The 26572-nt window shown below is 61.0% G+C and carries 24 protein-coding genes; 10 read left to right on the forward strand and 14 right to left on the reverse strand.

The features are described from left to right. Positions 1–15: 15 nt before the first annotated feature. The 4 genes from pstB to C3938_RS07450 all read right to left on the reverse strand — a co-directional run bounded on the left by pstB (position 16) and on the right by C3938_RS07450 (position 4801). Positions 16–756: a phosphate ABC transporter ATP-binding protein PstB gene (pstB, locus tag C3938_RS07435; protein ID WP_267893037.1), complete on the reverse strand. Its 741-nt coding sequence runs from the start codon at positions 754–756 to the stop codon at positions 16–18. 171 nt (positions 757–927) lie between these two features. After that, entirely contained in the window at positions 928–2229 is a 1302-nt protein-coding gene (gene pstA, locus C3938_RS07440) for a phosphate ABC transporter permease PstA (protein WP_105102535.1), read from the reverse strand. Then, positions 2222–3601 carry a phosphate ABC transporter permease subunit PstC gene (gene pstC / locus C3938_RS07445; RefSeq protein ID WP_105102536.1) on the reverse strand — a complete coding sequence of 460 codons (1380 nt, stop codon included), beginning with the start codon at positions 3599–3601 and terminating at the stop codon, positions 2222–2224. Before pstC ends, pstA begins: the two co-directional genes overlap by 8 nt. 132 nt (positions 3602–3733) lie before the next feature. Continuing rightward, positions 3734–4801: a PstS family phosphate ABC transporter substrate-binding protein gene (locus C3938_RS07450; RefSeq protein ID WP_233998709.1), complete on the reverse strand. Its 1068-nt coding sequence runs from the start codon at positions 4799–4801 to the stop codon at positions 3734–3736. Positions 4802–5081: 280 nt separating this feature from the next. Here C3938_RS07450 and C3938_RS07455 point away from each other — a divergent pair, with 280 nt between their 5' ends. From C3938_RS07455 to C3938_RS07465, 3 genes are all read left to right on the forward strand, one after another. Continuing rightward, the gene (locus C3938_RS07455) at positions 5082–5708 is read left to right on the forward strand and encodes a TRAP transporter small permease subunit (protein WP_105102537.1); all 627 of its coding nucleotides are present in this window, start codon (positions 5082–5084) and stop codon (positions 5706–5708) included. Then, positions 5705–7066 carry a TRAP transporter large permease gene (locus C3938_RS07460; RefSeq protein ID WP_105102538.1) on the forward strand — a complete coding sequence of 454 codons (1362 nt, stop codon included), beginning with the start codon at positions 5705–5707 and terminating at the stop codon, positions 7064–7066. The genes C3938_RS07455 and C3938_RS07460 overlap by 4 nt, the downstream gene beginning before the upstream one ends. 187 nt (positions 7067–7253) lie before the next feature. Continuing rightward, entirely contained in the window at positions 7254–7643 is a 390-nt protein-coding gene (locus tag C3938_RS07465; RefSeq protein WP_105102539.1) for an acyl-CoA thioesterase, read from the forward strand. Between the two features lie 137 nt (positions 7644–7780). Here C3938_RS07465 and C3938_RS07470 read toward each other — a convergent pair whose 3' ends face one another. Beyond that, positions 7781–8377 (reverse strand): hypothetical protein, encoded by a 597-nt coding sequence (locus tag C3938_RS07470; RefSeq protein ID WP_105102540.1) that lies wholly within the window; start codon positions 8375–8377, stop codon positions 7781–7783. Between the two features lie 222 nt (positions 8378–8599). Between C3938_RS07470 and groES the strand changes: the two genes are divergently transcribed. After that, positions 8600–8926: a co-chaperone GroES gene (gene groES, locus C3938_RS07475; protein ID WP_105102541.1), complete on the forward strand. Its 327-nt coding sequence runs from the start codon at positions 8600–8602 to the stop codon at positions 8924–8926. Beyond that, positions 8923–10563: a chaperonin GroEL gene (gene groL / locus C3938_RS07480; RefSeq protein WP_105102542.1), complete on the forward strand. Its 1641-nt coding sequence runs from the start codon at positions 8923–8925 to the stop codon at positions 10561–10563. Before groES ends, groL begins: the two co-directional genes overlap by 4 nt. Positions 10564–10665: 102 nt before the next feature. Here groL and C3938_RS07485 read toward each other — a convergent pair whose 3' ends face one another. From C3938_RS07485 to uvrD, 4 genes are all read right to left on the reverse strand, one after another. Further along, complete coding sequence (locus C3938_RS07485; RefSeq protein WP_105103280.1) at positions 10666–11013, reverse strand: PBPRA1643 family SWIM/SEC-C metal-binding motif protein; 348 nt, start codon at positions 11011–11013, stop codon at positions 10666–10668. A 127-nt stretch (positions 11014–11140) separates the two neighbouring features. Continuing rightward, a complete protein-coding gene (locus C3938_RS07490) occupies positions 11141–11995 on the reverse strand; it encodes a PA4780 family RIO1-like protein kinase (protein WP_105102543.1) in 855 nt (284 codons plus the stop codon). 189 nt (positions 11996–12184) lie between these two features. Further along, the gene (locus C3938_RS07495) at positions 12185–13321 is read right to left on the reverse strand and encodes a TRAP transporter substrate-binding protein (protein WP_105102544.1); all 1137 of its coding nucleotides are present in this window, start codon (positions 13319–13321) and stop codon (positions 12185–12187) included. A gap of 101 nt (positions 13322–13422) precedes the next feature. Further along, the gene (gene uvrD / locus C3938_RS07500; RefSeq protein WP_105102545.1) at positions 13423–15654 is read right to left on the reverse strand and encodes a DNA helicase II; all 2232 of its coding nucleotides are present in this window, start codon (positions 15652–15654) and stop codon (positions 13423–13425) included. 234 nt (positions 15655–15888) lie between these two features. Between uvrD and hexR the strand changes: the two genes are divergently transcribed. The 3 genes from hexR to C3938_RS07515 all read left to right on the forward strand — a co-directional run bounded on the left by hexR (position 15889) and on the right by C3938_RS07515 (position 19914). After that, positions 15889–16743 (forward strand): transcriptional regulator HexR, encoded by an 855-nt coding sequence (gene hexR / locus C3938_RS07505; protein ID WP_105102546.1) that lies wholly within the window; start codon positions 15889–15891, stop codon positions 16741–16743. A 12-nt stretch (positions 16744–16755) separates the two neighbouring features. Next, entirely contained in the window at positions 16756–18543 is a 1788-nt protein-coding gene (locus C3938_RS07510; protein ID WP_105102547.1) for a DUF4153 domain-containing protein, read from the forward strand. A 126-nt stretch (positions 18544–18669) separates the two neighbouring features. Further along, complete coding sequence (locus tag C3938_RS07515; protein ID WP_105102548.1) at positions 18670–19914, forward strand: multidrug effflux MFS transporter; 1245 nt, start codon at positions 18670–18672, stop codon at positions 19912–19914. Positions 19915–19959: 45 nt separating this feature from the next. Here the strand turns inward: C3938_RS07515 and gstA are convergent, their stop codons facing one another. The 5 genes from gstA to C3938_RS07540 form a co-directional block, all read right to left on the reverse strand. Further along, positions 19960–20559 carry a glutathione transferase GstA gene (gene gstA / locus C3938_RS07520; RefSeq protein ID WP_105102549.1) on the reverse strand — a complete coding sequence of 200 codons (600 nt, stop codon included), beginning with the start codon at positions 20557–20559 and terminating at the stop codon, positions 19960–19962. Positions 20560–20592: 33 nt separating this feature from the next. Continuing rightward, a complete protein-coding gene (locus C3938_RS07525; protein ID WP_105102550.1) occupies positions 20593–21564 on the reverse strand; it encodes a glutathione S-transferase family protein in 972 nt (323 codons plus the stop codon). 12 nt (positions 21565–21576) lie between these two features. Beyond that, positions 21577–21996, reverse strand: a complete 420-nt coding sequence (locus C3938_RS07530; protein ID WP_325027378.1) for a DoxX family protein — start codon at positions 21994–21996, stop codon at positions 21577–21579. 174 nt (positions 21997–22170) lie between these two features. Beyond that, a complete protein-coding gene (locus tag C3938_RS07535) occupies positions 22171–23178 on the reverse strand; it encodes a Gfo/Idh/MocA family protein (protein WP_233998711.1) in 1008 nt (335 codons plus the stop codon). 48 nt (positions 23179–23226) lie between these two features. Next, positions 23227–24114, reverse strand: a complete 888-nt coding sequence (locus tag C3938_RS07540; protein WP_105102552.1) for a LysR family transcriptional regulator — start codon at positions 24112–24114, stop codon at positions 23227–23229. 140 nt (positions 24115–24254) lie between these two features. Here C3938_RS07540 and C3938_RS07545 point away from each other — a divergent pair, with 140 nt between their 5' ends. Together C3938_RS07545 and C3938_RS07550 are read left to right on the forward strand one after the other, a co-directional pair. After that, positions 24255–25172, forward strand: a complete 918-nt coding sequence (locus tag C3938_RS07545) for a pirin family protein (protein WP_199775508.1) — start codon at positions 24255–24257, stop codon at positions 25170–25172. A 92-nt stretch (positions 25173–25264) separates the two neighbouring features. Further along, positions 25265–26560, forward strand: coding sequence for a cation:proton antiporter (locus C3938_RS07550; protein WP_105102553.1), 1296 nt, complete (start codon positions 25265–25267; stop codon positions 26558–26560). The last annotated feature ends 12 nt before the right edge of the window (positions 26561–26572 follow it).

A 26572-nucleotide genomic window follows, 5' to 3' on the forward strand; every position in this document is an offset into this window, starting at 1 on the left:
GGGCTCCCCCCAACCTTAGCCGAAACGGCCGGTAATGTAGGCTTCGGTGAGTTCGTGTTCGGGATTGGTGAACACGGTCTCGGTATCGTTTACTTCCACCAGCTTGCCGAGGTGGAAGTAGGCCGTGCGCTGGCTCACCCGCGCGGCCTGCTGCATGGAGTGGGTGACGATGGCGATGGTGTAGTTCTCGCGCAGCTCGTCGATCAGCTCCTCGATACGTGCGGTGGCGATCGGATCGAGGGCGGAGCAGGGCTCGTCCATCAGGATCACTTCCGGGCTAACGGCAATGGCACGCGCAATACACAGGCGCTGTTGCTGACCGCCGGAGAGGCCGGTACCGGGTTTGTCGAGACGGTCTTTTACCTCGTTCCACAGGCCGGCGCGGCGCAGGCTGTTCTCGACGATCTCATCCAGTTCCGCGCGGCGGCTGGCGATACCGTGGATCTTGGGGCCGTAGGCGACATTGTCGTAAATGGACTTGGGAAAAGGGTTTGGCTTCTGGAACACCATGCCCACGCGCGCGCGCAGTGGCACAACGTCTACCTTCGCGCCATAAATCGGTTCGCCATCGAGGCTCAACTCGCCCTCTACACGGCAACCCTCGATGGTGTCGTTCATACGATTGAGGCAGCGCAGGAAGGTGGATTTACCACAACCGGACGGGCCGATCATGGCCACCACCTGGTTGCGACCGATATCCAGGCTTACATCGTGGATTGCCTGGGTCTCGCCGTAAAACACATTGACATTGCGCATGCGCAGCTTGGCGTCGTCACAGAAGGGGCTGCCGACGGTGTTGACGATTTCCGCTCTGGTTTTCACAAAATTCTGCTCCGCGGCCTGGTCGTTTGCCGGAACGGATTCACCGGCACTCAAAGTCATGGAAGTCATGGCTCTATCTCGCTCGCTATCTTACGCGCTTTCGCTTCACCAGCGGCGCTCAAGTTTTTTGCGCAGCCACACTGCGCAGGTATTCATGGTGATCAACACCGCCAGCAACACCATGATCGCGGCGGAAGTGCGCTCCACAAACGCGCGCTCCGGGCTGTCGGCCCACAGGAAAATCTGCACCGGCAGTACCGTGGACGGGTCGGTAACGCCGTGGGGTACGTCGACAATAAACGCCACCATACCGATCATCAGCAGCGGCGCGGTTTCACCCAGTGCCTGCGCCATACCGATGATGGCACCGGTCAGCATGCCGGGCATGGCCAGCGGCAGTACGTGGTGCAACACCACCTGCATGCGCGAGGCTCCCATACCCATGGCCGCCTCGCGGATGGACGGCGGCACGGATTTGAGCGACGCGCGGCTGGAAATGATGATGGTTGGCAGCGTCATCAGTGTCAGCACCAGACCACCCACCAGCGGCGCCGAGCGCGGCAGCTCGAAGAAGTTGATGAAGATCGCAAGGCCCAACAGACCGAACACGATGGAAGGCACCGCGGCGAGGTTGTTGATGTTCACCTCGATCAGATCGGTCCAGCGGTTTTTCGGTGCAAATTCCTCAAGGTAAATGGCCGCGGCCACCCCGATCGGAAAAGACAGTGCCAGTGTCACCAGCATGGTGAGCAGAGAACCCACCAGCGCCGCGCGAATACCTGCCTGTTCCGGCTCGCGGGAATCGCCATTGGTGAAGAAGGTTTTATTGAAACGCTTTTTTAGTTCGCCGGAGTCGCGCAAGGTGTTGATCCACACCGCCTTTTGCTCGGAGGTGCGACCGAGAAATCCGTCCTTGCTCTTCGACAGGCTTTTCACATAGGTGTCGACATCGTCGTCGGCATTCACCCACACGGTTTCACTCTGCCCCAGCAGCGCCGGATCGTTTTTCAGACGTTCGCGAAGGTAGAAACCGGCACCGCTGGAGACCAGCGAATACAGCTCGCGTTTTTCGGATCGGCTGGTGGCTTCCGGGAAGCGTTCGCGCAGGGCGGCACGGATCACACCGTCGAAATTTGCCCATGCGAGACTCTCCTGGTCCACCTTGTCGATACCGAGTTCCACCGGATCGTAGTTCACCTGCAGCTGGATCTGGCTTTGTACAAAAGCACTGCTGCCCTTGCTGATGATATCGGTGAACAGCACCAGTACCGCCAGTACGCCAAAGGCGATACTCGCGATACCAAAGCCGCGGAATATTTTTTCCTTGCGGTGGCGACTGGCGAGCCGGGTGGCGATGCGCTCGCGTACCTGCTGCTGTGTCAGGTTGGTATGGTTCTGATCAGTCATACTGTTCCCGGTATTTTTTCACTACGTGCAAGGCGATAAAGTTCAGAATCAGTGTGCTCACAAACAGCATCAGGCCGAGTGCAAAGGCGGCGAGGGTTTTCGGGCTGTCGAACTCCTGGTCGCCCACCAGCAGGGTCACGATCTGTACCGTCACGGTGGTGACGGATTCCAGCGGATTGGCGGTGAGGTTGGCGGCGAGACCCGCCGCCATCACCACGATCATGGTCTCGCCGATCGCGCGGGACACCGCCAGCAGCACACCGCCGACAATGCCGGGCAGCGCAGCGGGAATCACCACCTTGCGCACGGTTTCGGATCTGGTGGAACCGAGGCCGAGCGCACCGTCGCGCAGGGACTGCGGCACCGCGTTGATCACGTCGTCAGACAGCGATGAAATGAACGGGATGATCATCACCCCCATCACTAGCCCCGCCGCCAGCGCGCTTTCGCTGGATGCCTCGAGGCCCACGGACTGCGCCAGATCGCGAATGAACGGCGCCACCGTGAGCGCGGCGAAAAAGCCGTACACCACCGTGGGCACACCGGCGAGAATTTCGATCAGCGGCTTGGCAAAAGAGCGCACCCGGTTGCTGGCGTACTCGGCGAGATAGATGGCCGACATCAGACCAACGGGGACCGCTACCAGCATGGCGATGGCGGAGACCATCAGAGTGCCGGTAAACAGCGGCACCGCGCCGAAGGCGCCGCTGGAGCCCACCTGGTCGGCGCGCATCGCCATCTGCGGGCTCCAGTGCAGGCCGAACAGGAACTCGCTCACCGGCACCGCCTGGAAAAAGCGCAGGGATTCAAACAGCACCGACATCAGAATGCCGACCGTAGTGAAGATCGCCGCACAGGCGCACATCAGCAGGATCGCACGCAGCACCTTCTCCACCTTCTCCCGCGCGCGCAGTTCAGGCGTCACCCGCATCAGCGCGTAGGCACCGAGGCCGACGGCGAGAATCAGGATCAGTGCGGTCTGCAGCCACTGACCGCTATTGCGCAGGCTGTTCAGATGCGCGGCGGCGGCACTCAGCTGCGGTGTGGACTCGCCCACGAGATTGCCTGCGGCCAGGTTCTGAATCTGCGCGTACAGCAGGTTTTGTCCGGACAGGGACTCGGGTCGGTCGGCGACACCGCCCAGCACCAGCGCGCGAATGATGGCGTCGTCGAACGCCAGCCACACGCCGAGGATCACCAGTGCCGGCAGCCCGCACCAGAGTGCGGTGTGCACGCCGTAATAACTGGGCAGGGAAGCCAGGCTGCGGATACCGCCACGGCTGCGGGCGGCACCGATGGCGCGACTGAAGCCGGTGCCGTAGGCCACCAGTATCAGCAGCAGCAGCAGGGCGAAAAGAGTGGGAGTCTGCATCGAATCGCTCGGTTGTCGGTTTTGCCGGCCATTATCCGGTCTTGTGGCGGCAATTTATATGGAAACGGCCAAGCCCCCTGTTTTATGAACGGGAGCTTGGCCGGTAATTCCATCTACCTCGTTGCTTTTGTATTACTTGGCAGCGAGATTGGTCAGTGCATTCAGCTTGCGTACGTCGGTGGCCACCTGCTGACGCTTGCTGTCGTGCAGCGGAATCATGCCTTTGTCGGCCAGGTAGCCATCTTCACCCCAGGCGCGCTCGCTGGTGAACTCCGCCAGGAACTGCTTGATGCCGGGTACCACGTCCACGTGCGCCTTCTTCACGTAGATGAACAGCGGGCGGGAAACCGGGTAGCTTTGGTCGGCGATGGAATCAAAGGTCGGAGCCTGTCCCTCGATCAGGGAGCCCTGCACCTTGTCGGCGTTCTGGTCGAGGAAGCTGAAACCGAAGATGCCGAGCGCGTTGGGGTTGGCCACGAGCTTGTTCACAATCAGGTTGTCGTTCTCGCCCGCCTCAACATAAGCACCGTCTTCGCGCAGGTTGTGGCAAATGGCTTTGTAGCTGCTGCTGTCGCTCTTTTCCTTGGCGGCAACCCACGGGAACTGCTTGCAGCCACCCTCCATCGCCAGTTCGGCGAAGGCATCGCGGGTTCCGGAAGTAGGGGGCGGGCCCAGTACTTCAATTTTGTGCGCCGGCAGTGCCGGGTTCACGTCTTTCCAGGTCTTGTAGGGGTTGGCTACCAGCGTTTCGGAACCGTCCGGGTTCGGTACATCTTTGGCCAGGGCCAGGAAGATGTCTTTGCGGGACAGCTCGAAGCGCTTGTCGGTCTTGGCGTTGGCCAACACGATGCCGTCGTAGCCGATCTGGACTTCTACCACGTCCACACCGTTGCCGTTACACATGTCCAGCTCGGACTGCTTGATGCGACGGGAGGCACCGGTGATGTCGGCGGTGTTCTCGCCCACGCCCTGACAGAACAGCTTCATGCCGCCGCCGGTACCGGTGGATTCCACCACCGGGGTCTTGAACTGGGTGGCGCGGCTGAAACGCTCGGCCACAACAGTGGTGAAGGGGTAGACGGTGGATGAACCGACGATGCTGATGTGATCACGCGCCGCCAGAGCGGCATTGGATGCCGCGATGCTCAGGGCCGCCAGGGCCGAGGCCAGTACTTTTTTGCTTGCAGAACGGTTGTTCATTGCTATCTCCAGAAGTGGTCGCCAAATTGGCCAGAATCTCTGCACGCGGCGCATGCTATGTCGGATTGGTGACGATTCTATGAATGAAAAGTTACAAACAGATTACAGTCTTGAACCCAATGCCTATCCCCCCCGATACGTCCCGGTTGCGCGGTGACAGCCCACCATCGGAACCACCGGAACCGCAGGGTTCGCCGCCAGTGCTGGCGCGATTCCTGACCAGCAGGTACGCTCACAGCCATTGATAACAGAACAATAAAGATGATTTGAGAGAGCTCCCATGACGTTTCTGTTGCGCGCCGCCAATGGCCTCGATCGTTTTTCCCGCGGCAGTGGCCGCCTGCTGGGCTGGCTGACCCTGGCCATGGTCCTTATCCAGAGCCTCGTCGTGGCCCTGCGCTACGGGTTTGACGGCGGCTCCCTCGCCCTGCAGGACTCGGTCGCCTACCTCCACGGTGCTGCCTTCATGCTGGGTCTCGCCTACGCGCTGCAGGCCGGTGCCCACGTGCGGGTAGACGTGTTCTACCGCACCCTGTCTATCCGCGGCAAAGCCTGGGTGGACGCGGTGGGCTGCCTGATATTCCTGCTGCCGATTTGCCTGTTCATTGCCGTGGGCGGCTGGCACTTCGCCGCCAACAGCTGGGCCGTGCACGAGAGCAGCAACAGCGCCGACGGCCTCGGCGGTATCTACCTGTTGAAAAGCCTGATCCCGCTGGCCGCCACCACCCTGGCACTGCAGGGTGTCAGCCAGTTTGCCCGCGCGCTCCACACCCTGATGCAGGTGGAAACCGAGGCCTCACACCAGCACGCTCCGGTCGCGCAAACACCGGTGAAGGAGCAGACCCAGGCACTGGTGCGGGAAGCCGCCGGGGCGTTGCGGGAAACCGCCGGGGAGATACGCGCATGATGGAACTGATCCCGCTGCTGATGTTTGTCGCCGTGTGCGGCGCACTGATGCTGGGCTATCCGGTGGCCTTCACACTGGGCGGCACCGCGCTGCTCGCCGCCGGTCTCGGCGTCGTCGCCGGCGTATTCGACGCGGAACTGCTGCGTGCCTTCCCGGATCGCCTGTACGGCATCATGCAGAACGGAACCCTGATGGCGGTGCCGCTGTTTGTATTGATGGGTGTGATGCTGGAGCGGGCGCGTATTGCCGAAGAACTGCTGGTCAATCTGGCGCGGGTCTTCTCCGGTATTCCCGCCGGCATGGCGGTGTCGGTGGTGGTGGTGGGCGCACTGCTCGCCGCAAGCACCGGTATCGTCGGCGCCACTGTGGTCACCATGGGACTGATGTCCCTGCCCACCATGCTGAACCGCGGCTATTCACCGAAACTCGCCACCGGCACCATCTGCGCCACCGGTACCCTCGGCCAGATCATCCCGCCGTCGATAGCGCTGGTGCTGCTGGGAGACACCCTGTCCAATGCCTATCAGCAGGCACAGCTGAGCCAGGGCATATTCAATCCCAAGCCGGTGAGCGTCGGCGACCTGTTTGTGGGCGCGATCATCCCCGGCCTGCTGCTGGTGGCGGCCTACATCCTGTATCTGCTGCTGATCGCCCGCCGCGAGCCCGCCATGGCGCAGGAGCGGCACGAGGACGTGGACCTGACGGAAACCCTGAAAAGCCTGCTTCCACCCATTGCACTGATGCTGCTGGTTCTCGGTTCCATCATCACCGGCGCCGCCACGCCCACCGAGGCCGCCGCCGTCGGCGCTTTGGGCGCCGGCGTTCTGGCCTGGAGCCGCGGTGCGCTGAACTGGGCGCGCGCCGGCGAAGTGGGGCAGAGCACCCTGCAGGTCACCGCCATGGTGTTCGCCATTTTGATCGGCGCGTCGCTGTTCTCCCTGGTATTCCGCGGCTTCGGCGGCGAGGAAGTGGTCACCCACTTCTTTGAGAACCTGCCCGGCGGCGTCATCGGCGCCACCCTGCTGGTGATGCTGGTGATCTTCCTGCTGGGCTTTATCCTCGACTTTATCGAAATCACCTTCGTCGTGGTGCCCATCGTCGGCCCGGTGCTGCTGGCCATGGGGCTCGACCCGGTGTGGCTGGGCGTGATGATTGCACTGAATCTGCAGACGTCATTCCTCACCCCACCGTTCGGCTTCGCGCTGTTCTACCTGCGCGGCGTGGCCCCGGTGGAAGTGACCACCGGCGCCATTTACCGCGGGGTGGTGCCGTTTATCGCCATACAGCTGCTGGTACTGTCTCTGCTGGCGTTGTGGCCGAGCCTGGCGACCTGGTTGCCGGGTTATCTGGCCTCGTGAAACGGATCTGAGCGACGCGCACGCGGTCAGCAGAAAATGCTGAATCGGGGGAAGAATTTGCGCGCTCAGCTCTGGCTATTTTGTACCCACATTGTGCTAGAATGCGCCACCCCGACGCCGGGCCGCCACAGAAGAGCGCCCCAAGACCCGTCTGGTCAATAAATCTAAGAATTTGTGAGCACTTGCGATGTCCGCCATTGATGAAGAACCGCAACCCAGCGGCACCCTGACCCTGCAGACCCAGTCCATGCCCCGCGACACCAATCCCCAGGGTGACGTTTTCGCCGGCTGGCTGATGTCGCAGATGGATCTGGGCGGCGCCATTCTCGCCCAGAGCATCGCCCGCGGCCGCGTCACTACCGTCGCCGTCGGCAGTATGGTGTTCCTGCGCCCGGTACCGGTGGGTTCCACCGTCAGCTGCTATGCCGAAGCCATCGAAGTGGGCCGCTCCTCCATCAAGACCATGGTCGAAGTCTGGCTGACCCGCGTAGACACCGGTGAGCAGGTGAAAGTAACCGAGGGCGAATTCGTCTTCGTCGCCATCGACGACCGCGGGCGCACGCGACCGCTGCCCTGATCGTTACCTACACGCTGAACACAAAACGGGGCCGCAAAGGCCCCGTTTTTATGCTCAGCAAAGTGGCAGTTACCGTTTGGTGGACAGCCAGATGGCGAATTCCGTCGCTCTGCGCTCCACCCATCGGGGTCACAACCTCAATGCAGCCCGCCCACGTCAGGCAATACCACACCCAGCCCCCGCAACTGCGCCGCCAGTTGCGGATCATTGCTCTCCCGCCAGCGCTGATACAGCTGCAATATATCCGCGGCATCTATCACCTGCCCCCTGCCACACACCAGCGCCACCAGTTCCAGCAGCCGGCCAAAACGCCTCGACAATTCGCTGAACACGGAGCGGTTGTGGCACGCGTTCTCGCCGAGGTAATCGTAGGCGCCACCGCCCATGCCGATGAAGTAATCGCGGCCGATACCGCGGCGGGAGTAGTTTTCCGGAAAAAGAGCGCCCAGAAACAGGGCGAGGTCGCCCAGCTGGCGCAGCAGCAGGCAGCGGTGGTAATGACTCTCGACCTCCAGGGCATCGCGATAGAGCAGAGCCAGCGGGCGGATGTCCAGCTCGCCGCGGTCGTAGCTGAATACCTGGCCGCTGTCGCCGAAGCGCGCCAGCAGGTTACCGATATACCAGAGGGTGTCTTCCTGCGGACGGGGGGCAAGGCTCGCAGCCTCATCCTGCAGGCGCTCGCGGAAGAAGTCCGCGAGGGTGTGTTCAAAGGTGGCTTGCGATACAGATGGCATCTGCTCCTCCTTCAACGGTCTGTCTCTGAAACTATAAATCCGCCGTTATCGCAGTTCTATTTTTGTGGCATTAATTTTTATAAAAATTTTTTATAAAAAATCCGGTTTTTGTCCCCTTGAAATCTGTTTTACCGCTCTTATTTCCGCGCTTGTCAGGGCAACATTCCCTGAATCCCAACCCTTAACCATTGATTTTCCAAATGCTTATTGGGAGGAAATCCGATGAGTATCAAACCGCTCTACGACCGGGTGGTTGTCGAACGTCTCGCGGCGGAAACCACCACCAGTGGTGGCATTGTCATTCCGGACAAGGCCGCGGAAAAACCCACCCAGGGAAAAGTGATCGCCGTAGGTAACGGCGCGCAACTGGCAAATGGCGAGCTGCGCCCACTGGCAGTCAAGGTGGGAGACCGGGTGCTGTTTGGTCAGTACGCCGGCACCGAAATCAAACACGACGGGGAAACCTATCTCATCGTCAGGGAATCCGACATTTTCGCCGTGCTCGAAGATGTGCGGGAACAGAAGCAAGAGAAGGAGAAAGCCGCATGAGTGCCAAAACCGTCAAATTTTCCGACGATGCCCGCGAGCGCATGCTCGCCGGCGTGAACATTCTCGCCGATGCCGTGAAAGCCACGCTCGGCCCGAAAGGCCGCAATGTGGTACTGAGCAAGAGCTTCGGTGCACCGCGCATCACCAAAGACGGCGTGTCCGTGGCCAAGGAAATCGAGCTCAAGGACAAGTTCCAGAATATGGGCGCGCAGATGGTGAAAGAAGTCGCGTCCAAAACCGCCGACATCGCCGGCGACGGCACCACCACCGCCACAGTCCTGGCACAGGCACTGGTGCGCGAGGGCCACAAGGCGATCGCCGCGGGCATGAATCCGATGGATCTGAAGCGCGGTATCGACACCGCGGTGAAGGCCGCGGTGGACGAGCTGGCGAAGCTCGCCAAGCCCTGCGAAGACGCCAAGGCCATCGGTCAGGTGGGTACCGTATCCGCGAACTGGAACACGGATATTGGCCAGATCATCGCCGAGGCAATGGAAAAAGTCGGCCGCGATGGCGTAATCACCGTGGAAGAGGGCAAGTCTCTGCAGAACGAGCTGGATGTCGTTGAAGGCATGCAGTTCGATCGCGGTTACCTCTCGCCCTACTTCATCAACAACCAGGAAAAAATGCAGGCGGAACTGGATAACCCGTTCATCCTGTTGTTCGACAAAAAGATCAGCAATATCCGCGATCTGCTGCCGCTGCTGGAATCCGTAGCCAAGGCCAGCCGTCCGCTGCTGCTGATTGCCGAGGATATCGAAGGCGAGGCCCTCGCCACTCTGGTCGTCAACAACCTGCGCGGCATTCTCAAGGTGGCCGCCGTGAAGGCGCCGGGCTTTGGCGATCGCCGCAAAGCCATGTTGCAGGATATCGCCACACTCACCGGCGGTACGCTGATCTCCGAGGAGGTGGGTCTCACCCTGGAGAAGGTCAGTCTGGAGCAGCTCGGCAGCGCCAAACGCGTGGTGATCGGCAAGGACAACACCACCATTGTCGACGGCGCCGGTGACAAAGCGGACATCGATGCCCGCGTGAAGCAGATCCGTGCGGAAATCGAAGCTTCCACTTCCGATTACGACAAGGAAAAACTGCAGGAGCGCGTGGCCAAGCTGGCCGGCGGTGTTGCGGTGATCAAAGTGGGCGCCGCCACCGAAGTGGAAATGAAGGAGAAGAAGGACCTGGTGGATGACGCCTTCCACGCGACCCGCGCGGCGGTGGAAGAGGGCATCGTTGCCGGCGGCGGCCTGACCCTGGTGCGCGTGGCCGACAGCCTGCGCGGCCTTAATGGAAAAGACGGCTTGAAAGGCGCCAACGACGATCAGCAGGTGGGTATCAACATCGCCCTGCGCGCGATGGAAGAGCCCTTCCGCCAGATTGTCGCCAACGCCGGCGTCGATGGCAGTGTCGTGCTGAACAACGTGCGTTCAAATGACAGTGCCAATTACGGCTACAACGCCCAGACCGGCGCCTACGGCGATATGCTGGAATTCGGTATCATCGACCCGGCCAAGGTGACCCGTTCTGCACTGCAGAACGCGGGCTCCATTGCCGGGCTGATGTTGACCACGGAAGTGATGATCGCCGACAGCCCGGAAGACAAAAAACCGGCTGCAGCGGCGGATGCTTACGACTATTGAGTCTGGATTCCGCTGCATACGCCGCAAAAAAAAGAGGCCGACATTGTCGGCCTCTTTTTTTTGCCTGCGGATTTATCGTTCAGACTACACCGCCTATCAGACTTACTGACTACAGCACTTTTTGTATTTTTTACCACTGCCACAACTGCAGGGGTCGTTGCGCGCCGGCACCTTGTCCAGCGTGACCGTTCCCTGTTTGTTCAGTAGTGTCGTCAGTTCCACAATGGACTCCTCCGCACCCTCGCTGCTGTCCACTTCAATGACTGCGTATAACTCCGCTTCCGCAACCAGCGCCTCCACTTCACGCTTGCGTTCTTCGCTGGTCACCACCAGCGACAGCGGATATTTCTTGCTCCCGGCTTTGTGGGTTCCCCGGTTTTCATATCCGAATTTGACATGGTTTTGTCGCGGATCCTGGCGGCCTTTGTAAAAAAACTTGCGGTTTGACATGAAACGATCCAAATAAAAATTAACCGACTGCAAGCAAAATGTTGCTCACGGCCAAACAGATTCAAACTGGCGCGCTGCACAGGGGCGTGTTAAACGCGATACATTCCAACGGGTGTGCAACAGGGCCTCATGCAAGCTCGGCTTCGCGCAGTCGCTGTTGCCGTTCCTCTTCTTCCCGCATCACCGCCTTGATTTCTTCCAGCACGCCATCCACATCGGCACTGCTGTTATCGTCTGCGAATTCACCGGTGAGCTCCGTGTCCGGTGTCAGGTTGCCTTCCGCATACAGTGCCCAGATTTCTTCGGCGTATGCCGTTTGCAATAACCCGGGCGCAAATTCGCCGTAGTAACGCCGCATATTATTGACATCGCGGGCAAACATTTCCCGGGCGCTGTTGTTGGCGGCGGCGTTGATGGCCTGCGGCAGGTCGATGATTACCGGACCGTATTCATCCACCAGCACATTGAATTCCGACAGGTCGCCATGCACGATGCCCGCGCACAACATGAGCCGGATGTAGTGCATCATCAGCGCATGGTCTTCCAGCGCCTGCTCTTCCGACATGATCACTTCACCCAGCCGCGGGGCCACATCTCCCGCCTCATCCGTAACCAGCTCCATCAACAACACGCCGTCTACGCAGCCGTAGGTTTCCGGCACGCGTACGCCGGCGCGGGCCAGGCGGGACAGGGCGTCGATTTCGGCGTTCTGCCAGATTTCTTCCTGCTGCTTACGGCCGTAATTCGAGCGCTTCTGCATGGCCCGCGCCTGGCGGCCGCCGCGTACTTTCCGGCCTTCCTGGTACTGGGCGGCGTTTTTGAAGCTGCGCTTGATCGCGTCCTTGTATACCTTGGCACAGCGAATATGGTCGCCGCAGCGGACGATGAAAATATCGGCTTCCTTGCCGCTCATCAGGCGGCTGATCACTTCATCGATCAAGCCGTCATCGACGAGGGGTTGCAGGCGTTTTGGGGCTTTCACGGGTTTCAGCTAGCCAGGGGAGAGAGCGGGCGTGGATTATGACATCAAATTCGCTCGATAAATAAGCGGAATTCGCTGTCTGCCCGCGGGGATGTCAACGATGGAATGGCAGCCAGCGAGGCATTTTTGCACCTCAACCGGCTGGATTTTTTTCCTATATTGTCTTCGGAAACGAGTCACTTCTGACGATCAAATGCCGGTTTCGCGATCCCGGGTTTCGTAATACGCCTCTTCACTGATCCTGTGGTACGGAATGACCTGGGATTCGAATTCCTTGAACGCCTTGTATACCCGGTTGAACTGCGGATCTTTCGCCGCGGTCTCCTGCATGATCTGGTCGTTGATGGTTTTCAGATGGGCGATGACATCGTCCGGCAGTTTGCGCAGCTCGACGCCGTGCTGTTCCACCAGTTCTTTCAGCGCGCGGTTATTGCGTGCGGTGTACTCGTCGAGCATGTCCTGATTGGCGTCGCGGGCCGCGGTGCGGACGATGGCCTGCAGGTCCTTCGGCAATTTCTCGAACGCGGTTTTGTTGATGATGATTTCGAGGATCGAGCCGGGTTCGTGCCAACCGGGGTAGTAATAGTATTTGGCAATCTGGTGGAAGCCGAAGGCGAGGTCGTTGTAGGGGCCGACCCACTCGGTGGCATCGATGACACCGGTCTGCAGCGCGGTGTACAACTCGCCGCCGGGAATGGTTACGGCGGTACCACCGGCGCGGTTCAGCACGTCGCCGCCGAGGCCGGGGATACGCATCTTGAGGCCCTGCAGATCGGCGACGGAATTGATTTCGCGGTTGAACCAGCCCGCCATCTGCACGCCGGTGGAGCCACCGGCCATGGGGATCAGATTGAACGGCGCATAGAGTTCTTCCCACAGTTGCAGACCGCCACCGTAGTGCAGCCAGCCATTCATTTCCTGGGCGTTGAGACCGAAGGGTACCGCGGTAAAAAACTGCGCGGCGGGGATCTTGCCCTTCCAGTAATAGGCCGCGCCGTGGCCGACCTGGGCGGCTCCGTCGGAGACCGCGCCGAACACGCCCATGGCCGGCACCAGCTCACCGGCGCCGTAGACTTTTATCTTCAGGCGGCCGTTGGACATCTCGTCGATTTTTTTCGCGAAGCGCTCCGGCGCGCTGCCGAGGCCGGGGAAGTTTTTCGGCCATGTTGTTACGAGCTTCCACTCGAAGGTCTGTTGGCCTGTGTTCTCTAACGTTGTGATTTGCTGCTCCTGCGTTGAGCGGGATACCACGAGGGCACCGAAGGTAAGCACCAGCAGGGCGAGCAGACCGAGAATGACAGGGGGGTACCAGTTTATTTTTTTCATACGCTTTCTGTTCGTTTTTATTTTTTCCGCCCCGGGGCCGGGGCGGCTCGCCTGCAGGCAGGCTCCTACATTCCGTGTATTTTGCAGAGCACGAAAGTGAATCAGAGAGGTTGCAGTTTGGCCATGGAAACCACCAGCCATTTAGCGCCGGCATCGTCGAAGTTGACCTGCACCCGCGCGCGCGGACCGCTGCCTTCAAACTGAACCACGGTGCCCTCGCCGAATTTGGCGTGGTCGACACGACCACCCAGAGCCAGCGGTGGCAGGTCGTCGTCGAAATCGGGGGCGGCGTCGGAGTAGGGATTGATACCGCCGCCGAACTTTCCATAATGTGGCTGAAATAACGGCTTGGAAATTTCGGTCTTGAGGCGCACCTCGTGGATAAATTCCACCGGAATTTCATTCACAAACCGCGACGGCTTGTTGTAGGTCTCGGTACCAAATAACCGGCGGCTCTCGGCGTAGGTGATATACAGCTTCTGCATGGCGCGGGTGATGCCGACGTAACACAGACGGCGCTCCTCCTCCATACGCCCGGGTTCCTGCGCGGACATCTTGTGCGGAAACAGGTTTTCCTCCACACCGGCCATGAACACCAGCGGGAACTCTAATCCTTTGGCCGAATGAAGGGTCATCAGCTGCACCGCGTCCTCAAACTCATCCGCCTGGCCCTCGCCGGCATCCAGTGCGGCGCTGTCGAGGAACTGGTTCAGCAGCGGCACTTCCTCTTCCTCCACCACTTCGCCGTCGGCATCGGTGGCCTGGGGCGCGCCGTCGAAGGCGCGGCAGGCGCTCACCAGTTCCTGCAAGTTCTCCACCCGAGTCTGGCCCTTCTCACCCTTTTCCTTGCTGTGGAAATCCACGAGGCCAGTCTGCTCAATGGCCAGCTCGGCGATATGGTCGAGGGTCTTGTCGGTGCTCTCTTCGTCCAGCGCGTCGATCAGGCTGAGGAAACTGGCCAGCGCACCGCCCGCGCGGGCCGCCAGCACTTTCTGCTGCAGCATTTTTTCCGCCGCCGCCCACATGGAACTGCCGTGCTCGCGCGCGAACTCGCGCACCATATCCACGGTGCGCGCACCGATGCCGCGGGTCGGGGTATTCACCACGCGTTCAAAGGAAGTGTCGTCGTGGCGGTTGGTGATCAGGCGCATGTAAGCGAGCGCGTTCTTGATCTCGAGGCGCTCGTAGAAACGCTGGCCACCGTAGATGCGGTAGGGCACCTGTTCCCGCAGCAATCCTTCTTCCAGCACCCGGGACTGGGCATTGGAGCGATACAGGATGGCGACGCTGTCGCGGCGGTTGCCGTCGCGCACCCAGTCGCGGATGCGCTCGACGATAAAACGCGCTTCGTCCTGTTCGTTGTAGGCGGAGTAGAGCGCGATGGGCTCGCCCTTCTCGCCCTCGGTCCACAGCTCTTTCCCCAGGCGCCCGCTGTTGTGGGCGATGACCGCGTTGGCGGCGTTGAGGATGGTGCTGGTGGAGCGGTAGTTCTGCTCCAGGCGCACCGTCTGCACGTCTTTGCGATCGACTTCAAAGTGCTGGATGTTCTCGATTTTGGCACCGCGCCAGCCGTAGATGGACTGATCGTCGTCGCCAACCGCGGTGATATGGCACTCGTCCCCGGCCAACAGGCGCAACCAGGCGTATTGGATGGTGTTGGTGTCCTGGAACTCGTCCACCAGGATATAAGGGAAGCGGCGGCGGTAGTGGGCCAGGATGCCGTCGTTGTCGCGCAACAGCTCGTGGGCGCGCAGCAGCAGCTCGCCGAAGTCGACGAGACCGGCGCGCTGGCAGGCCTCCTCGTACGCCGCGTAGATACGCACCATGGTGGCGAGCCAGGGGTCGCCCGAGAGCTGGATGTACTGGGGGCGGATGCCTTCATCTTTCTGCGCGCCGATCCACCACTGGGTCTCCCGCGGAGCCCACTTCTTCTCATCCAGTCCCAGTTCGTTCTGCACCCGCTTGATCAGGCGCAACTGGTCGTCCGAGTCGAGAATCTGGAAATTCTGCGGCAGCCTGGCCTCCTGCCAATGGGCGCGCAACAGGCGGTGGGCGAGACCGTGGAAGGTGCCCACCCACATACCGAAGGTGTTCACCCCCAACAGCTCCTCGATGCGCCCGCGCATCTCGCGCGCGGCCTTGTTGGTGAAGGTCACCGCCATGATGGAGTAGGGCGATGCCCCCTCGACCATCATCAGCCACGCGATACGGTGCACCAGCACGCGGGTCTTGCCCGAGCCGGCACCGGCGAGAACCAGTTGGTTACCCGGCGGCGCGGCTACGGCCTCGCGCTGGGCATCGTTTAGGGGGTCTAAAAGTTCTGATACGTCCATGGGCGGCGATTGTATCAGGGGTTGCGGGATAACTGGGTATATAAACAGGTTTTGAACAGCCTGTGGTTGCCTGTAAGAGCCTGCTTGCAGGCGAACACTCACGGAGACCTTGACGGTTCGCCTGCAAGCAGGCTCCTACAGGGTGTATCGACCGCCATGCAAAGTACTGCCAACGCTCGCCAGCACCCCGCCATGCCGCTAAACTGCACAACCTGAACCAGAGAAGGTGTTGTCGTGAAGCCAGCGGAAGTCACGCAAAAAATCAGCGAACAGCTGAGTTCCATGCGCAAATCTGAGCGCAAGGTCGCGGAGTATATCCTCGCCAACCCCGGCGAAATCATCCATATGCGCATTGTCGACCTCGCCACAGAAGCCCAGGTGAGCGAACCCACCGTGGTGCGTTTCTGCCGCGCCGTGGGCTGTTCCGGATTCCAGGAGTTCAAGCTCAACCTCGCCCAGCAACTGGCATCAAGCCCCAGCTTCGGCCAGATCGCCGTTACCGAAACCGATACCATCGCCGAATACAAGCGCAAGGTGTTCGACTCCACCGTCGACACCCTGCTCAACGTGCGCGACAAGATCGACAACCGGGCGCTGGAAGCCGCGGTCACCGCCATCGCCGCCGCCAAGCGCGTGGAGTTCTTCGGCTTCGGCGCCTCGGGTGCTGTGGCCGCCGATGCCAAACACAAGTTCTTCCGCCTACAGCTGGCCGCCGCCGCCCACTCCGACCACCACATGCAGAGCATGTCCGCGATGAGCATGGAGCCGGGCGACGTGGTGGTGGCCATCTCCCAGAGCGGGCGCACCTCCTCGCTGTTGCGCTCGATGGAAATGGCCAAAACCCAGGGCGCCACGGTGATCGGCCTCGGCCCCAGCGGTTCCCCGGTAACACGCAAGTCCACCATTCCCCTTGAGGTGGATGTGGAAGAAGACATCGAGCTGTACACGCCGTTGTCGTCCCGCATTGCGCATCTGGTGGTGATCGACGTGCTCGCCATCGGCGTGGCCCAGCGCAAGGGCCCGCAACTGCAGGAACACCTGCTGAAACTGAAGAAGGGGCTGTACAACCTTCGCGAAGAGAAGCACTGATCAGGACGCGATATGCAGGGAAGCAGCGACCAACAGGCGGAAAATATCTCTGACTCAGACAGTCTCGGCACCCCCGAAAAACGCCTGATTCTCGCCGCGGCCCTGATTCAGGGGCTCGCCCTCTACACCCTCAAGTTCTTCACTGCCGTCGACGGCTGGTCTCCGGTCTGGCAGTACCTGTGTTACACCATTGCCATCGCCATTCCACCGCTGGTGATCGTCACCGTCGCGCCGCGCCTGGCGCGGGGTTACTGGTGGCTGATCGCTGGCTACGCTGTCGTGCTGGCGCTCCTCGCCGGTTACCGCGGGTACCAGTGCACCCCCGCGGACCAGGTGTACTGCGGCAATCCCCATGAGTTTGTGCCGGCGATTGCCATCGCCACCTTCGTCGTCGCGTTTCTGCTGCGCGCCTGTTCCACCGGGGCAGCGCGCCTGCAACAGCCGCAGTATCCCGCGCTGTTTCACTTCTCCTGGGACAATGCCCTCACCATCGGCCTGACACTGGTGTTTACCGGTACCTTCTGGCTGATTCTGTTTCTGTGGCAGGCGCTGTTCAAACTGGTGGGCGTGGACTTTTTCCACGAGCTGTTCCGCAAAGACTGGTTCTGCTACCCGGTGACCTGGCTTGCGGCCGGTAGCGGTGCCATCCTGTTCCGCTCCCAGCAGAGCTTTGTGCTGACCCTGAAGCGACTGCTGCGTACCATGCTGGTGGCGCTGCTGCCCCTGCTGGCGGTGCTCACCATCGTGTTCCTCGCCACCCTGCCATTTACCGGCCTGCAGCCCATCTGGGATACCGGCCGCGGTAGCGCTTTACTGCTGTGGCTGGTAGCGCTGCTGCTGTTTTTCACCAACGGCGTGGTCCAGGACGACTTCCCGTTTGCGCGCTACCCGCGCTGGATCAACCGGGTGCTGCTGCTGGCGCTGATCGTCGCTCCTTTTTACACCGCCTTCGCACTCTACGGCCTGTGGTTGCGGGTAGCGCAGTACGGCTGGACCCCGGAGCGCCTGTGGGGCTTCGTGGTGGCGCTGACCCTGGCGCTGCTGGCCACCAGCTACAGCCTGTCGATCCTGCGCCGCGGTGCGCACTGGTCGGAGTGGTTGCGGCGGATCAATACCGGCCTGGCGCTGTGGGTGCTGGCGGTATGTCTGATTACCCAGTCGCCGCTGGTGAACTTCTGGCGTATCAGCGCCGGCAGCCAGCTGGCGCGCCTGCAGGACGGGCGCGCGGAGCTGGCGGATTTTGATTTTTTCTTCCTGCGGGAAAAATTGGGGCGGCCGGGACTGGAGGCGCTGCGGGCGGCAAAAGCGTTTCCCGCCATTCAGCAAAATGCCGACGTCACCAGCCACATTGATGCACTTCTGGCACAGCCCGACGCCATCTGGGAGCTGCGTAAAAACCCCCTGCAGACACAGGCGGAAATACAGAAGTTACGGGAGATCGAAGTCATTCCCGCCGGCAGCAGCCTGCCCGCGGACTTCAGCAACCAGAGATTCAGCGAGAGCTGCCAGCTGCCCGAGCGGCAATGTGTGTGGCTGGCAAAGGACCTGGATCGCGACGGCAACAGCGAGTTTTTGCTCTTCTCCTACCGCTCACGGAGCGAACAACAGCACTTCCTGCAGGTCGTGGCGTTCGCCAGGTCGGATGGCCACTGGCGTCAGATCGGAGTCAACAACCGCAGCACCGATGAGGATTTCGACGCGCTCAAGCGGCGCCTGGCCGCGGGAGAGACCGAAACGCGCGCACCGCGCTGGCCCGCGCTCTATCTGGGTGATGAGTTGCTTCTCGATCCCACCCAGTAGTTTTCGCCGAGACGATCCCGCGGTCATGGAATACACCCTCGCGGCCAGCTAAGATGCCGCGCTGGCCTGCGGCTATGCTTAGGCAGACCCCGCGCGCCCCATTCACCCCGCAGTACCCGAGTTGCCATGCCTTCACCCTCGACAAGCGCCCAGAGCCATCCTCCCCGCTGGCTGGCGGTGTACCTCGCCGCGCTGGTGGCGCTCACCCCGTTTTCCATCGACACCTATCTGCCGGCCATTCCCTCCATGGCGCATGCCCTCGGCGTGACCGTGGCGGAAGTACAGCGCTCGGTATCCAGCTACCTGCTCGGGTTTGCGGTGGGGCAGATCTTCGGCGGGCCTCTTTCCGACCGTCTCGGCAGAATTCTGATCGGCACCATCGGGCTTGGCATCTTTATCGCCAGTACCGCGCTGATCCTGTTCATCAACAACGCCGAGCTGCTGGTCGTGTTGCGCTTCTGTCAGGCCGTCGGCGGCGGCTTTGCCACGGTGATCTGTGGCGCCATTGTGCGCGACCTGTACCACGGTCGCGACGCCGCGCGCATCATGTCGATGATCGCCACCATGATGCTGCTGGCGCCGATGGTGGCACCGGTGATCGGTTCTACCCTGCTGACCTTTAGCGACTGGCACGCAATTTTCATTTTTCTGCTGGTGTACGCGCTGCTGATGATGGGGGTCGTGCGCTCGATCTTGCCGGAGACGGTATCGAAGTTCCGGCGCGCACGCCGCCAGCGCCAGTCGCGGCGCAGTATGTTCAATGGCTACGGTGAGATTTTTCGCTGCCGGCGCGCGCTGGGCTTTCTGTTTGCGCAGGCACTGATCAGCGGCTGCATGTTCATCTATATCACCACCGCGCCGTTCGTGTTCATGGAGCGTTTCGGGGTATCGTCGGCGCACTTTCCGCTGATGTTTGGCAGTTGCGTACTTGGGCTGGTGCTGATGGTGCAGGTGAATATCCGCCTGCTGAAGGTATTTGAACCGCGCCAGATTCTGCTGGTGGGCATGTCCCTGCAACTGATGTCCTGCGCGCTGCTGCTGGGAAGTACGCTCTATTTCGGGCGCGAATTGCCACTGCTGGGCTGGATGATTCCACTGGTCATGGCGATGGGGTTCAACGGCCTGATCACCCCCAACAGCGCGGCCTGTTACCTGGAGTTTTTCCCGAAAATCAGCGGTACGGCCAACGCGCTCTACGGCGCCACACTGTTTATTGCCGGCGGCGTGCTGGGTGGACTGGTGAATGGCTTCCACACCGGCACCCTGGTGCCGATCGCGGCGGGGATGGCCGCGTGCTCTGCCGCGGCCCTGTGCTTCGTGCTGTTTGTCGCCAGGGCGCGGCGGCCGATCGACGTAGACGGCCGGCGCTGAGGGCGCACAATCCGCGCGGGGTGTCTCGATTACCGGGCGCTGGACTCAGACAAGCCCCTCTTCCTGCATGGCTTTTTTTACGCCCGGGCGCGCGGCCATGCGCTCGGCGAAGGCCTTGAGCTTCGGCCAGGTTCCGGTGTCTACCCCCACCATGCCGCACCAGTTGTACACGGTGAACAGATAGGCATCGGCAATGCAGAAGTCGTCGCCCATCAGATAGTCGCCGGCCATATGCTCTTCCACATACTGGAAGCGCTTGCTCACGGCCTTTCGCGCGCGATCCTTTTCCTCTTCGGAGCCGTTCCAGAACAACGGGACGAAGGATTTGTGCACCTCGGTAGAGAGGTAGTTCAGCCACTCCAGTACCCGGTAGTGATCCAGCGACCCGTACTCCGGCGCCAGCTTCGCGTCCGGCTTCTGTTCCGCCAGAAACTGCACGATGGCCGGCCCCTCGGTCAGCACCTCGCCGCCCTCCAGTTGCAGTGCCGGCACATACCCCTTGGGGTTGACCTCGGTGTAATCGCCACCGCTCTCGGTTTCCTTTGTCTTGAGATTTACCTGGCACAACTCGAGATCGATGCCCGCCTCGCAGGCGACAATGTGCGGAGAGAGGGAGCAGGCGCCGGGTGCGTAAAACAGCTTCATGGTTTCTCCTGAAGGTGTATTGGGGGAAGGGGGTCAACCGCGACCGTGAGGCGCGGCGTAATCCAGTTCCGGCCCCACCGGCACGATACCGGTGGGATTGATGTTTTTGTGGCTGGCGTAGTAGTGGGTCTTTATGTGGTGGAAATCCACGGTCTCCGCCACCCCCGGCCACTGGTACAGCTCGCGCACGTAGCCCCACAGATTCGGGTAGTCCGCCAGCCGCTGCTTGTTGCACTTGAAGTGGCCGTGGTACACGGCGTCGAACCGGATCAGTGTAGTAAACAGCCGCCAGTCCGCCTCGGTGATGCGCGCACCGGTGAGGTACCGATTGTCGCCCAGCCTGTGCTCGAGTTTCTCCAGCGTCTCGAACAGGCGGTGGTAGGCAGCCTCGTACGCCTGCCGGCTGGTAGCGAAGCCCGCGCGGTACACGCCGTTGTTGACGTTTTGATAGACGAGATCATTGGTCGCGTCGATATCACCGCGCAGATCCTGTGGATAAAAGTCCTGCTCGTCGCCGGTGAGTCCGTCGAACGCCGAGTTGAACATGCGGATGATCTCCGCCGACTCGTTGTTGACGATGCACTCGCGCTGCTTGTCCCACAGTACCGGAACCGTGACACGGCCGCTGTAGTCGGAGCGGTAACGGGTATAGATCTGGTGCAGAAATTCCCCACCGTAGAGATCGTCGCCGCTGCTGCCCTCGTCCGTATCGAAGGTCCAGCCGTGCTCCAGCATGTACGGGCTCACCACCGACACGCCGATATACGCTTCGAGTTTTTTCAGCTTGCGGAAAATCAGCGTGCGGTGCGCCCAGGGGCAAGCGAGAGAAACATACAGATGGTAGCGGTCTTTCTCCGCGGGAAAGCCACCCTCGCCACTGGGGCCGGCGGCGCCATCGGCGGTGATCCAGTTGCGCAGCTGTGCCGCCTCGCGCTCGAATTCACCGCCACTTTTGTCGGTATCGTACCAACGGTCTTTCCATTGGCCATTGACCAGTAATCCCATGGCGCGCCACCGTCAGTGTCGGTGTTTCGACCGCGCCATGGCGTGATCGAAACTGAACTTGCCGGCACCGGCGCAGGCCAGGATCAGGAAACCGCCGGCAATGGTGAGGTTCTTCATAAACATAATCTGCTGCACCTGATCGCCCGGTACGTTGTGGAACAGCCAGGCACTGAGCAGACAGAAGGCGGCCAATGCGAGAGCCACCCAGCGGGTGCAGAAGCCAAACAGGATGGCGAGACCACCGCCGAGTTCCAGCAGGATAACCAGCGGCAGCAGCAAGCCGGGCAGGCCGGCGGACGCCATGTATTCCTGGGTGCCGGCGTAGGCGCCGATCTTGCTGTAGCCGGCGACGATAAACATCACCGACATGAGAATACGCCCCAACAGCTTGGTGAAATCGCAAAGAACACCGTTGTGCATGTCTGAATGCATGTCTCAGCCCTCGTGTTTCCAATCCGGAACGGTATTGGGTGGCAAAGTGGTTCGAGTGACAACGCTGATCAGTGTAGTTCGGGTTTTCGCGAATAAAACCGCATATTTTCGCTGGGATTGGTCGGATTTTTCGATCCGTTTCGACGGCGTCCCCGCCATCGATGCGCCGGTGGCCTATGCCAGCGCGGAAGAGGAGAGAATCTGATCCATCACCCAGGAGGCCTTGTGCGCCTCACGCCCCGGAGACGGGTGTTCTCCCTCTCCGCGCAGATGCCGGACCATGCTTTCGATGTGGAAATACTGGATGTTCTCCGGATGGTCTATTTCCGAAACCTCGGCACCCGCGGCGCTCTCCAGCACAAACGGGCTGTCGCCGAAAATCGAAAACCGGATACGCCCGTCACTGCCGTCGATCACAACCTCATCGCTCCTCTCACTGGCGCCGAAATTCCAGAAACCGGAGCCCGTCACACCGTTTTCAAACAGCCAGCAGGCTGCCACCGCATCCTCCGCCGGGTACAGCCCCTGCTGATTGACGGCCACACCGCTGGCGCGGGTGATGTCGCCCAACAGATAGATGAACAGATCCAGACCGTGACAGGCGAGATCCACAAAGTGGCCTCCGCCAGAGACGGCGGGATCGGTGTGCCAGTCGTATTCCTCTGACAGGTCGCGGGGCGAGGGCGGGCGGGTGAAGCGCCAGCTGATATGCCGGAGCGCACCGATGCGGCCGGCCTCCAGCCACGCCCTGATTTTCAGAAAGCGCGGCAGGGAGCGGCGATAGTAGGCGACGAACAGCTCGCCGGCGCTCGCCTCGAAGGCCGCCAGAATGTCCTGACACTCGCGGTGGTTGAGCGCCATGGGTTTCTCGATACAGCAGTGCTTGTTGGCGCGGGCGACCTGCAACGCGTACTCGCGATGGCTGCCGGGAGGGGTGGCGATATAGACGGCGTCGACATTCGGGTCGTGAATCAGCTGTTCGGCGCTGGTGTAGGCGTTCGGCACACCGTGGCGGCGGGCGTAATCCGCGAGCTTTTCCCGGTCCCGTCGCATCACCGCGTGCAGTGCGGAACCGGCCACCCGCTGGAACGCCGGCCCGCTTTTGACCTCGGTCACATCGCCGCAGCCGATGATGCCCCAGCGGATCGTCTCGCTCGTTATCCTTGTCTCGTCAGCTGCCACCGGCATCTCCCCTCTCAGTAATTTTCGCTGAAACGTCCGCGCGGACCGTTACTCGAACGGCGGCAGACCGTCCCGCAACGCCTGCAGCAACAGACAGGCTGCGGGCCCGGCGCGATCCTTGTCCGCATACACCAGATACACCGCCACATCCCGCTCCCAGGGCTCCTCAGTGCGCAGCGGCAGCAGGCGATCGGATGACAGTGAATCGCGGATACGGGTCTGTGGCAGCCAGGCAAAACCCAGACCGCGCTCAATCAGTTCAATGGACGTGTGCACGTTGGTCACGGTGATGCGCTGGTCCGAGCCGAGCCAGCCGGCATCCTGACGGTTTTTCAACGCGGAATCCCGCATCACAATCTGTCGCGCCGCCTTCAGATCCTCGCGGTTCACCGGACGGCCCAGATGGTGCAGTGGATGGTCCGGGTGCGCAACGGGCACGAACTTCACCCGCGACACCGGTTCCCCCACAAACCCCTGGGGCACCCGCGCCGAGAGAATGAAATCCACTTCCTGCTGCAGCAGCAGTTCCTCACCGCCGGACAGCACCGTCTCACGGATCTCCAGGCGGGTGTGGGGAAATTCAACGGCAAAGCGCTCCACCGCATTCAACAGTGCTTCGTAGTCGAACAGGACATCTACCGCCAGGCGCAGTCGCGCTTCGGTGCCGGCGGCGAGGCTCGCGGCCACCGATTCCAGCGCCTCCGCCTCGTCCAGGAGACCGCCGGCGCGGTTCAACAGTACGCGCCCGGCGTCGGTAAGCTCCGCCTTGCGCCCGCGCACCTCCAGCAGATTGACGCCGAGACTCTCCTGCAGCTTGTGCACCGCGTGATTGATGGAGGACTGGCTTTTGTGCACCGCATCCGCAGCCTGAGAAAAGCCCCCATGCTCCACCACCGCCTGAAACATGCGCCACTGTTCCAGTGTTACCTTGGCCATAGACTATCCTTCGTCCGGTTTCGATTTGTAAATGGATTTCCGGTTTTAATTTATCGAGCAGTTCGAATGTTAGCTGCGATTATTTACCATTTTCTGGCGATTTTATCGGCCTATACTGCCGGAAATGGAGGAATAGAACCATGCACAATTTCACACAGAATGGTGCGCAGAACCGCACAGACATGGCCGGCGTACGCCCCGCCGTTCGGGTGGTGGCGGGACATCCATCCGCCGATGGCGCCGGAGTGAAGATCCACCGGGTGGCGGGCTTTCAGTCCCAGGACTTCAGCCCTTTCCTGATGGTGGACGAGATCCGCTCTGAAAATCCCGACGATTACATCGCCGGCTTTCCGCCACATCCCCATCGCGGTATCGAAACACTGACCTATATGCTGAGTGGTGAGTTCGAGCACCAGGACCACCTGGGCAATCGCGGCGCCATCCGGCAGGGCGGGGCGCAGTGGATGCGCGCCGGACGCGGCATCATCCATTCGGAAATGCCGCATCAACCCAAAGATGGCGGCGCAGTGGGCATGCACGGCTTTCAGCTGTGGATCAATATGGCGGCGAAAGACAAGCTGAGCAAACCCGACTGGCGGGATATCCAACCGGAACAGGTGCGGGAAATCCCACTCGACGGTCATGGCTCACTGGCCCGCCTGCTCGCGGGCGAATGGCAAGTGAACGGTGAAACCGAACGCGCACCGCTGCTGGATGCGGCCGCGCACGCTTCCGTCGCGGATATCCGTCTTGCACCTGGTGCGCAGATAAACCTGCCGCTGCCGGAGGAACACTCGGTGCTGGTGTACATCTACAGGGGCGCACTGGATAGCGGACGTGGCGTGGTCGATCGCGGCAATCTGGTGTTGTTCGGCGCCGGCGAATCATTACAATTGCGCGCGCCTGAGAACGCGCCAGAGGCGGGCACAGGGATGCTGGTACTGCACGGAAAACCGCTCAATGAGCCGGTCGCCCACTACGGCCCCTTTGTGATGAACACCCGCGAGGAAATCGAGCAGGCCGTGCGCGACTACAATAACGGCACACTGACCGAGTAGCTGCACCTTCGCCAAGCCTTTTTGTAGGAGCCTCTTGCAGGCTCCTACAGTTATAGGTAATTCCCGCATCGCACCGGAGCCCCCGCGCTTACATGGACGTCTATTACACTTTCTGTTTTCTCGCCGCCGTATCCGTTTTTCTCGGATTCCTCAATCAATACGTATTGCGCACCCAGACCACCATCGCCATCACCGCGGGTTCGCTGGCGCTGTCGCTCATTGTTATCGGTCTCGGCAAGCTGGAAATCGTCGAGTTGCGCGACTGGGCCGATCAGTTGCTGCCGCTGATGAATCTCGAAGACCTGCTGCTGAAAGGTATGCTCGGCTTCCTGCTGTTTGCGGGCAGCCTGCACATCGACCTGCTGATGCTGCGCAATCAGAGGGTGGAAATTACTCTGCTGGCGATACTCGGCACCCTGATTTCCACCTTCGCGGTGGGTTACATGCTGCATTTTTTCTTCGGCTTCATCGGGATGCCGGTAGAGCTGGTTTACTGCCTGCTGTTCGGTGCACTGATCTCTCCCACCGACCCCATCGCGGTGCTGGCAATCATCAAGAGCCTCAAGGCACCGGAGCAGATTTCCATTCAGGTGGAAGGGGAATCGCTGTTCAACGACGGCTTCGGCATTGTCGTGTTTGCCGTCATCTATGCTCTGGCATTCGAAGGCACCGAACCCACACTGCCCGCCATCAGCCACCTGTTTATGGTGGAGGCGCTCGGTGGCATTGCCCTCGGCCTCGCGGTTGGCGCGTTGTTCCACTGGCTGATCTGTTCCACCAACGACCACAGCCTGGAATTGCTGCTGACCCTGGTCATTCCCACCGCGGGTTTCGCCACCGCCAATATTCTCGGCGTTTCCGGCGCGCTGGCGATGGTGGTGGCCGGCATCATCATCGGTAACTTCACCCGTGAACGCGGCTTTTCCCGGGTGAGCCAGCACGAGCTGGACAACTTCTGGGCCATCACCGAGGAATTCCTAAACGGCATTCTGTTCCTGCTGGTGGGGCTGTTCATGATCACCATCAACTTCCAACCCATCGACTATGTGCTGATTGCTGTCGCGATCGTCATCGTACTGCTGGCACGCACCCTGGCGGTGGGAGTTCCGTTCATGCTCCTCAAGCGTCGGCGCAAGTATCACCCCTATACCGAGCGTATCCTGATCTGGGGTGGCCTGCGCGGTGGTCTGGCGCTGGCGCTGGCGATGTCGATTCCCGCCGGTTACACGATTGCCGGCGATCACGACCTGCGCCACCTGTGGGTGGTGATGACCTACGGCGTGGTACTCTTCTCCATCGTGGTTCAGGGCTCCACCATTTCGCCGCTGATTCGCAGAAGCCGCGAGGCGGAATTCCCGGAGGGCGACCCCGCCATACCCGCAAGCTGACCCTGCCGTGGC

This window comes from Microbulbifer pacificus (assembly GCF_002959965.1).
GTDB lineage: Bacteria > Pseudomonadota > Gammaproteobacteria > Pseudomonadales > Cellvibrionaceae > Microbulbifer > Microbulbifer pacificus_A.

What these genes read in the sequence shown, in the direction of transcription:
- pstB (WP_267893037.1), bottom strand. Translation starts at nt 756, where the DNA reads ATGCGCAATGTCAATGTGTTTTACGGCGAGACCCAGGCAATCCACGAT.
- pstA (WP_105102535.1), bottom strand. Translation starts at nt 2,229, where the DNA reads ATGACTGATCAGAACCATACCAACCTGACACAGCAGCAGGTACGCGAG.
- pstC (WP_105102536.1), bottom strand. Translation starts at nt 3,601, where the DNA reads ATGCAGACTCCCACTCTTTTCGCCCTGCTGCTGCTGCTGATACTGGTG.
- C3938_RS07450 (WP_233998709.1), bottom strand. Translation starts at nt 4,801, where the DNA reads ATGAACAACCGTTCTGCAAGCAAAAAAGTACTGGCCTCGGCCCTGGCG.
- C3938_RS07455 (WP_105102537.1), top strand. Translation starts at nt 5,082, where the DNA reads ATGACGTTTCTGTTGCGCGCCGCCAATGGCCTCGATCGTTTTTCCCGC.
- C3938_RS07460 (WP_105102538.1), top strand. Translation starts at nt 5,705, where the DNA reads ATGATGGAACTGATCCCGCTGCTGATGTTTGTCGCCGTGTGCGGCGCA.
- C3938_RS07465 (WP_105102539.1), top strand. Translation starts at nt 7,254, where the DNA reads ATGTCCGCCATTGATGAAGAACCGCAACCCAGCGGCACCCTGACCCTG.
- C3938_RS07470 (WP_105102540.1), bottom strand. Translation starts at nt 8,377, where the DNA reads ATGCCATCTGTATCGCAAGCCACCTTTGAACACACCCTCGCGGACTTC.
- groES (WP_105102541.1), top strand. Translation starts at nt 8,600, where the DNA reads ATGAGTATCAAACCGCTCTACGACCGGGTGGTTGTCGAACGTCTCGCG.
- groL (WP_105102542.1), top strand. Translation starts at nt 8,923, where the DNA reads ATGAGTGCCAAAACCGTCAAATTTTCCGACGATGCCCGCGAGCGCATG.
- C3938_RS07485 (WP_105103280.1), bottom strand. Translation starts at nt 11,013, where the DNA reads ATGTCAAACCGCAAGTTTTTTTACAAAGGCCGCCAGGATCCGCGACAA.
- C3938_RS07495 (WP_105102544.1), bottom strand. Translation starts at nt 13,321, where the DNA reads ATGAAAAAAATAAACTGGTACCCCCCTGTCATTCTCGGTCTGCTCGCC.
- uvrD (WP_105102545.1), bottom strand. Translation starts at nt 15,654, where the DNA reads ATGGACGTATCAGAACTTTTAGACCCCCTAAACGATGCCCAGCGCGAG.
- C3938_RS07510 (WP_105102547.1), top strand. Translation starts at nt 16,756, where the DNA reads ATGCAGGGAAGCAGCGACCAACAGGCGGAAAATATCTCTGACTCAGAC.
- C3938_RS07515 (WP_105102548.1), top strand. Translation starts at nt 18,670, where the DNA reads ATGCCTTCACCCTCGACAAGCGCCCAGAGCCATCCTCCCCGCTGGCTG.
- gstA (WP_105102549.1), bottom strand. Translation starts at nt 20,559, where the DNA reads ATGAAGCTGTTTTACGCACCCGGCGCCTGCTCCCTCTCTCCGCACATT.
- C3938_RS07525 (WP_105102550.1), bottom strand. Translation starts at nt 21,564, where the DNA reads ATGGGATTACTGGTCAATGGCCAATGGAAAGACCGTTGGTACGATACC.
- C3938_RS07530 (WP_325027378.1), bottom strand. Translation starts at nt 21,996, where the DNA reads ATGCATTCAGACATGCACAACGGTGTTCTTTGCGATTTCACCAAGCTG.
- C3938_RS07540 (WP_105102552.1), bottom strand. Translation starts at nt 24,114, where the DNA reads ATGGCCAAGGTAACACTGGAACAGTGGCGCATGTTTCAGGCGGTGGTG.
- C3938_RS07545 (WP_199775508.1), top strand. Translation starts at nt 24,255, where the DNA reads ATGCACAATTTCACACAGAATGGTGCGCAGAACCGCACAGACATGGCC.
- C3938_RS07550 (WP_105102553.1), top strand. Translation starts at nt 25,265, where the DNA reads ATGGACGTCTATTACACTTTCTGTTTTCTCGCCGCCGTATCCGTTTTT.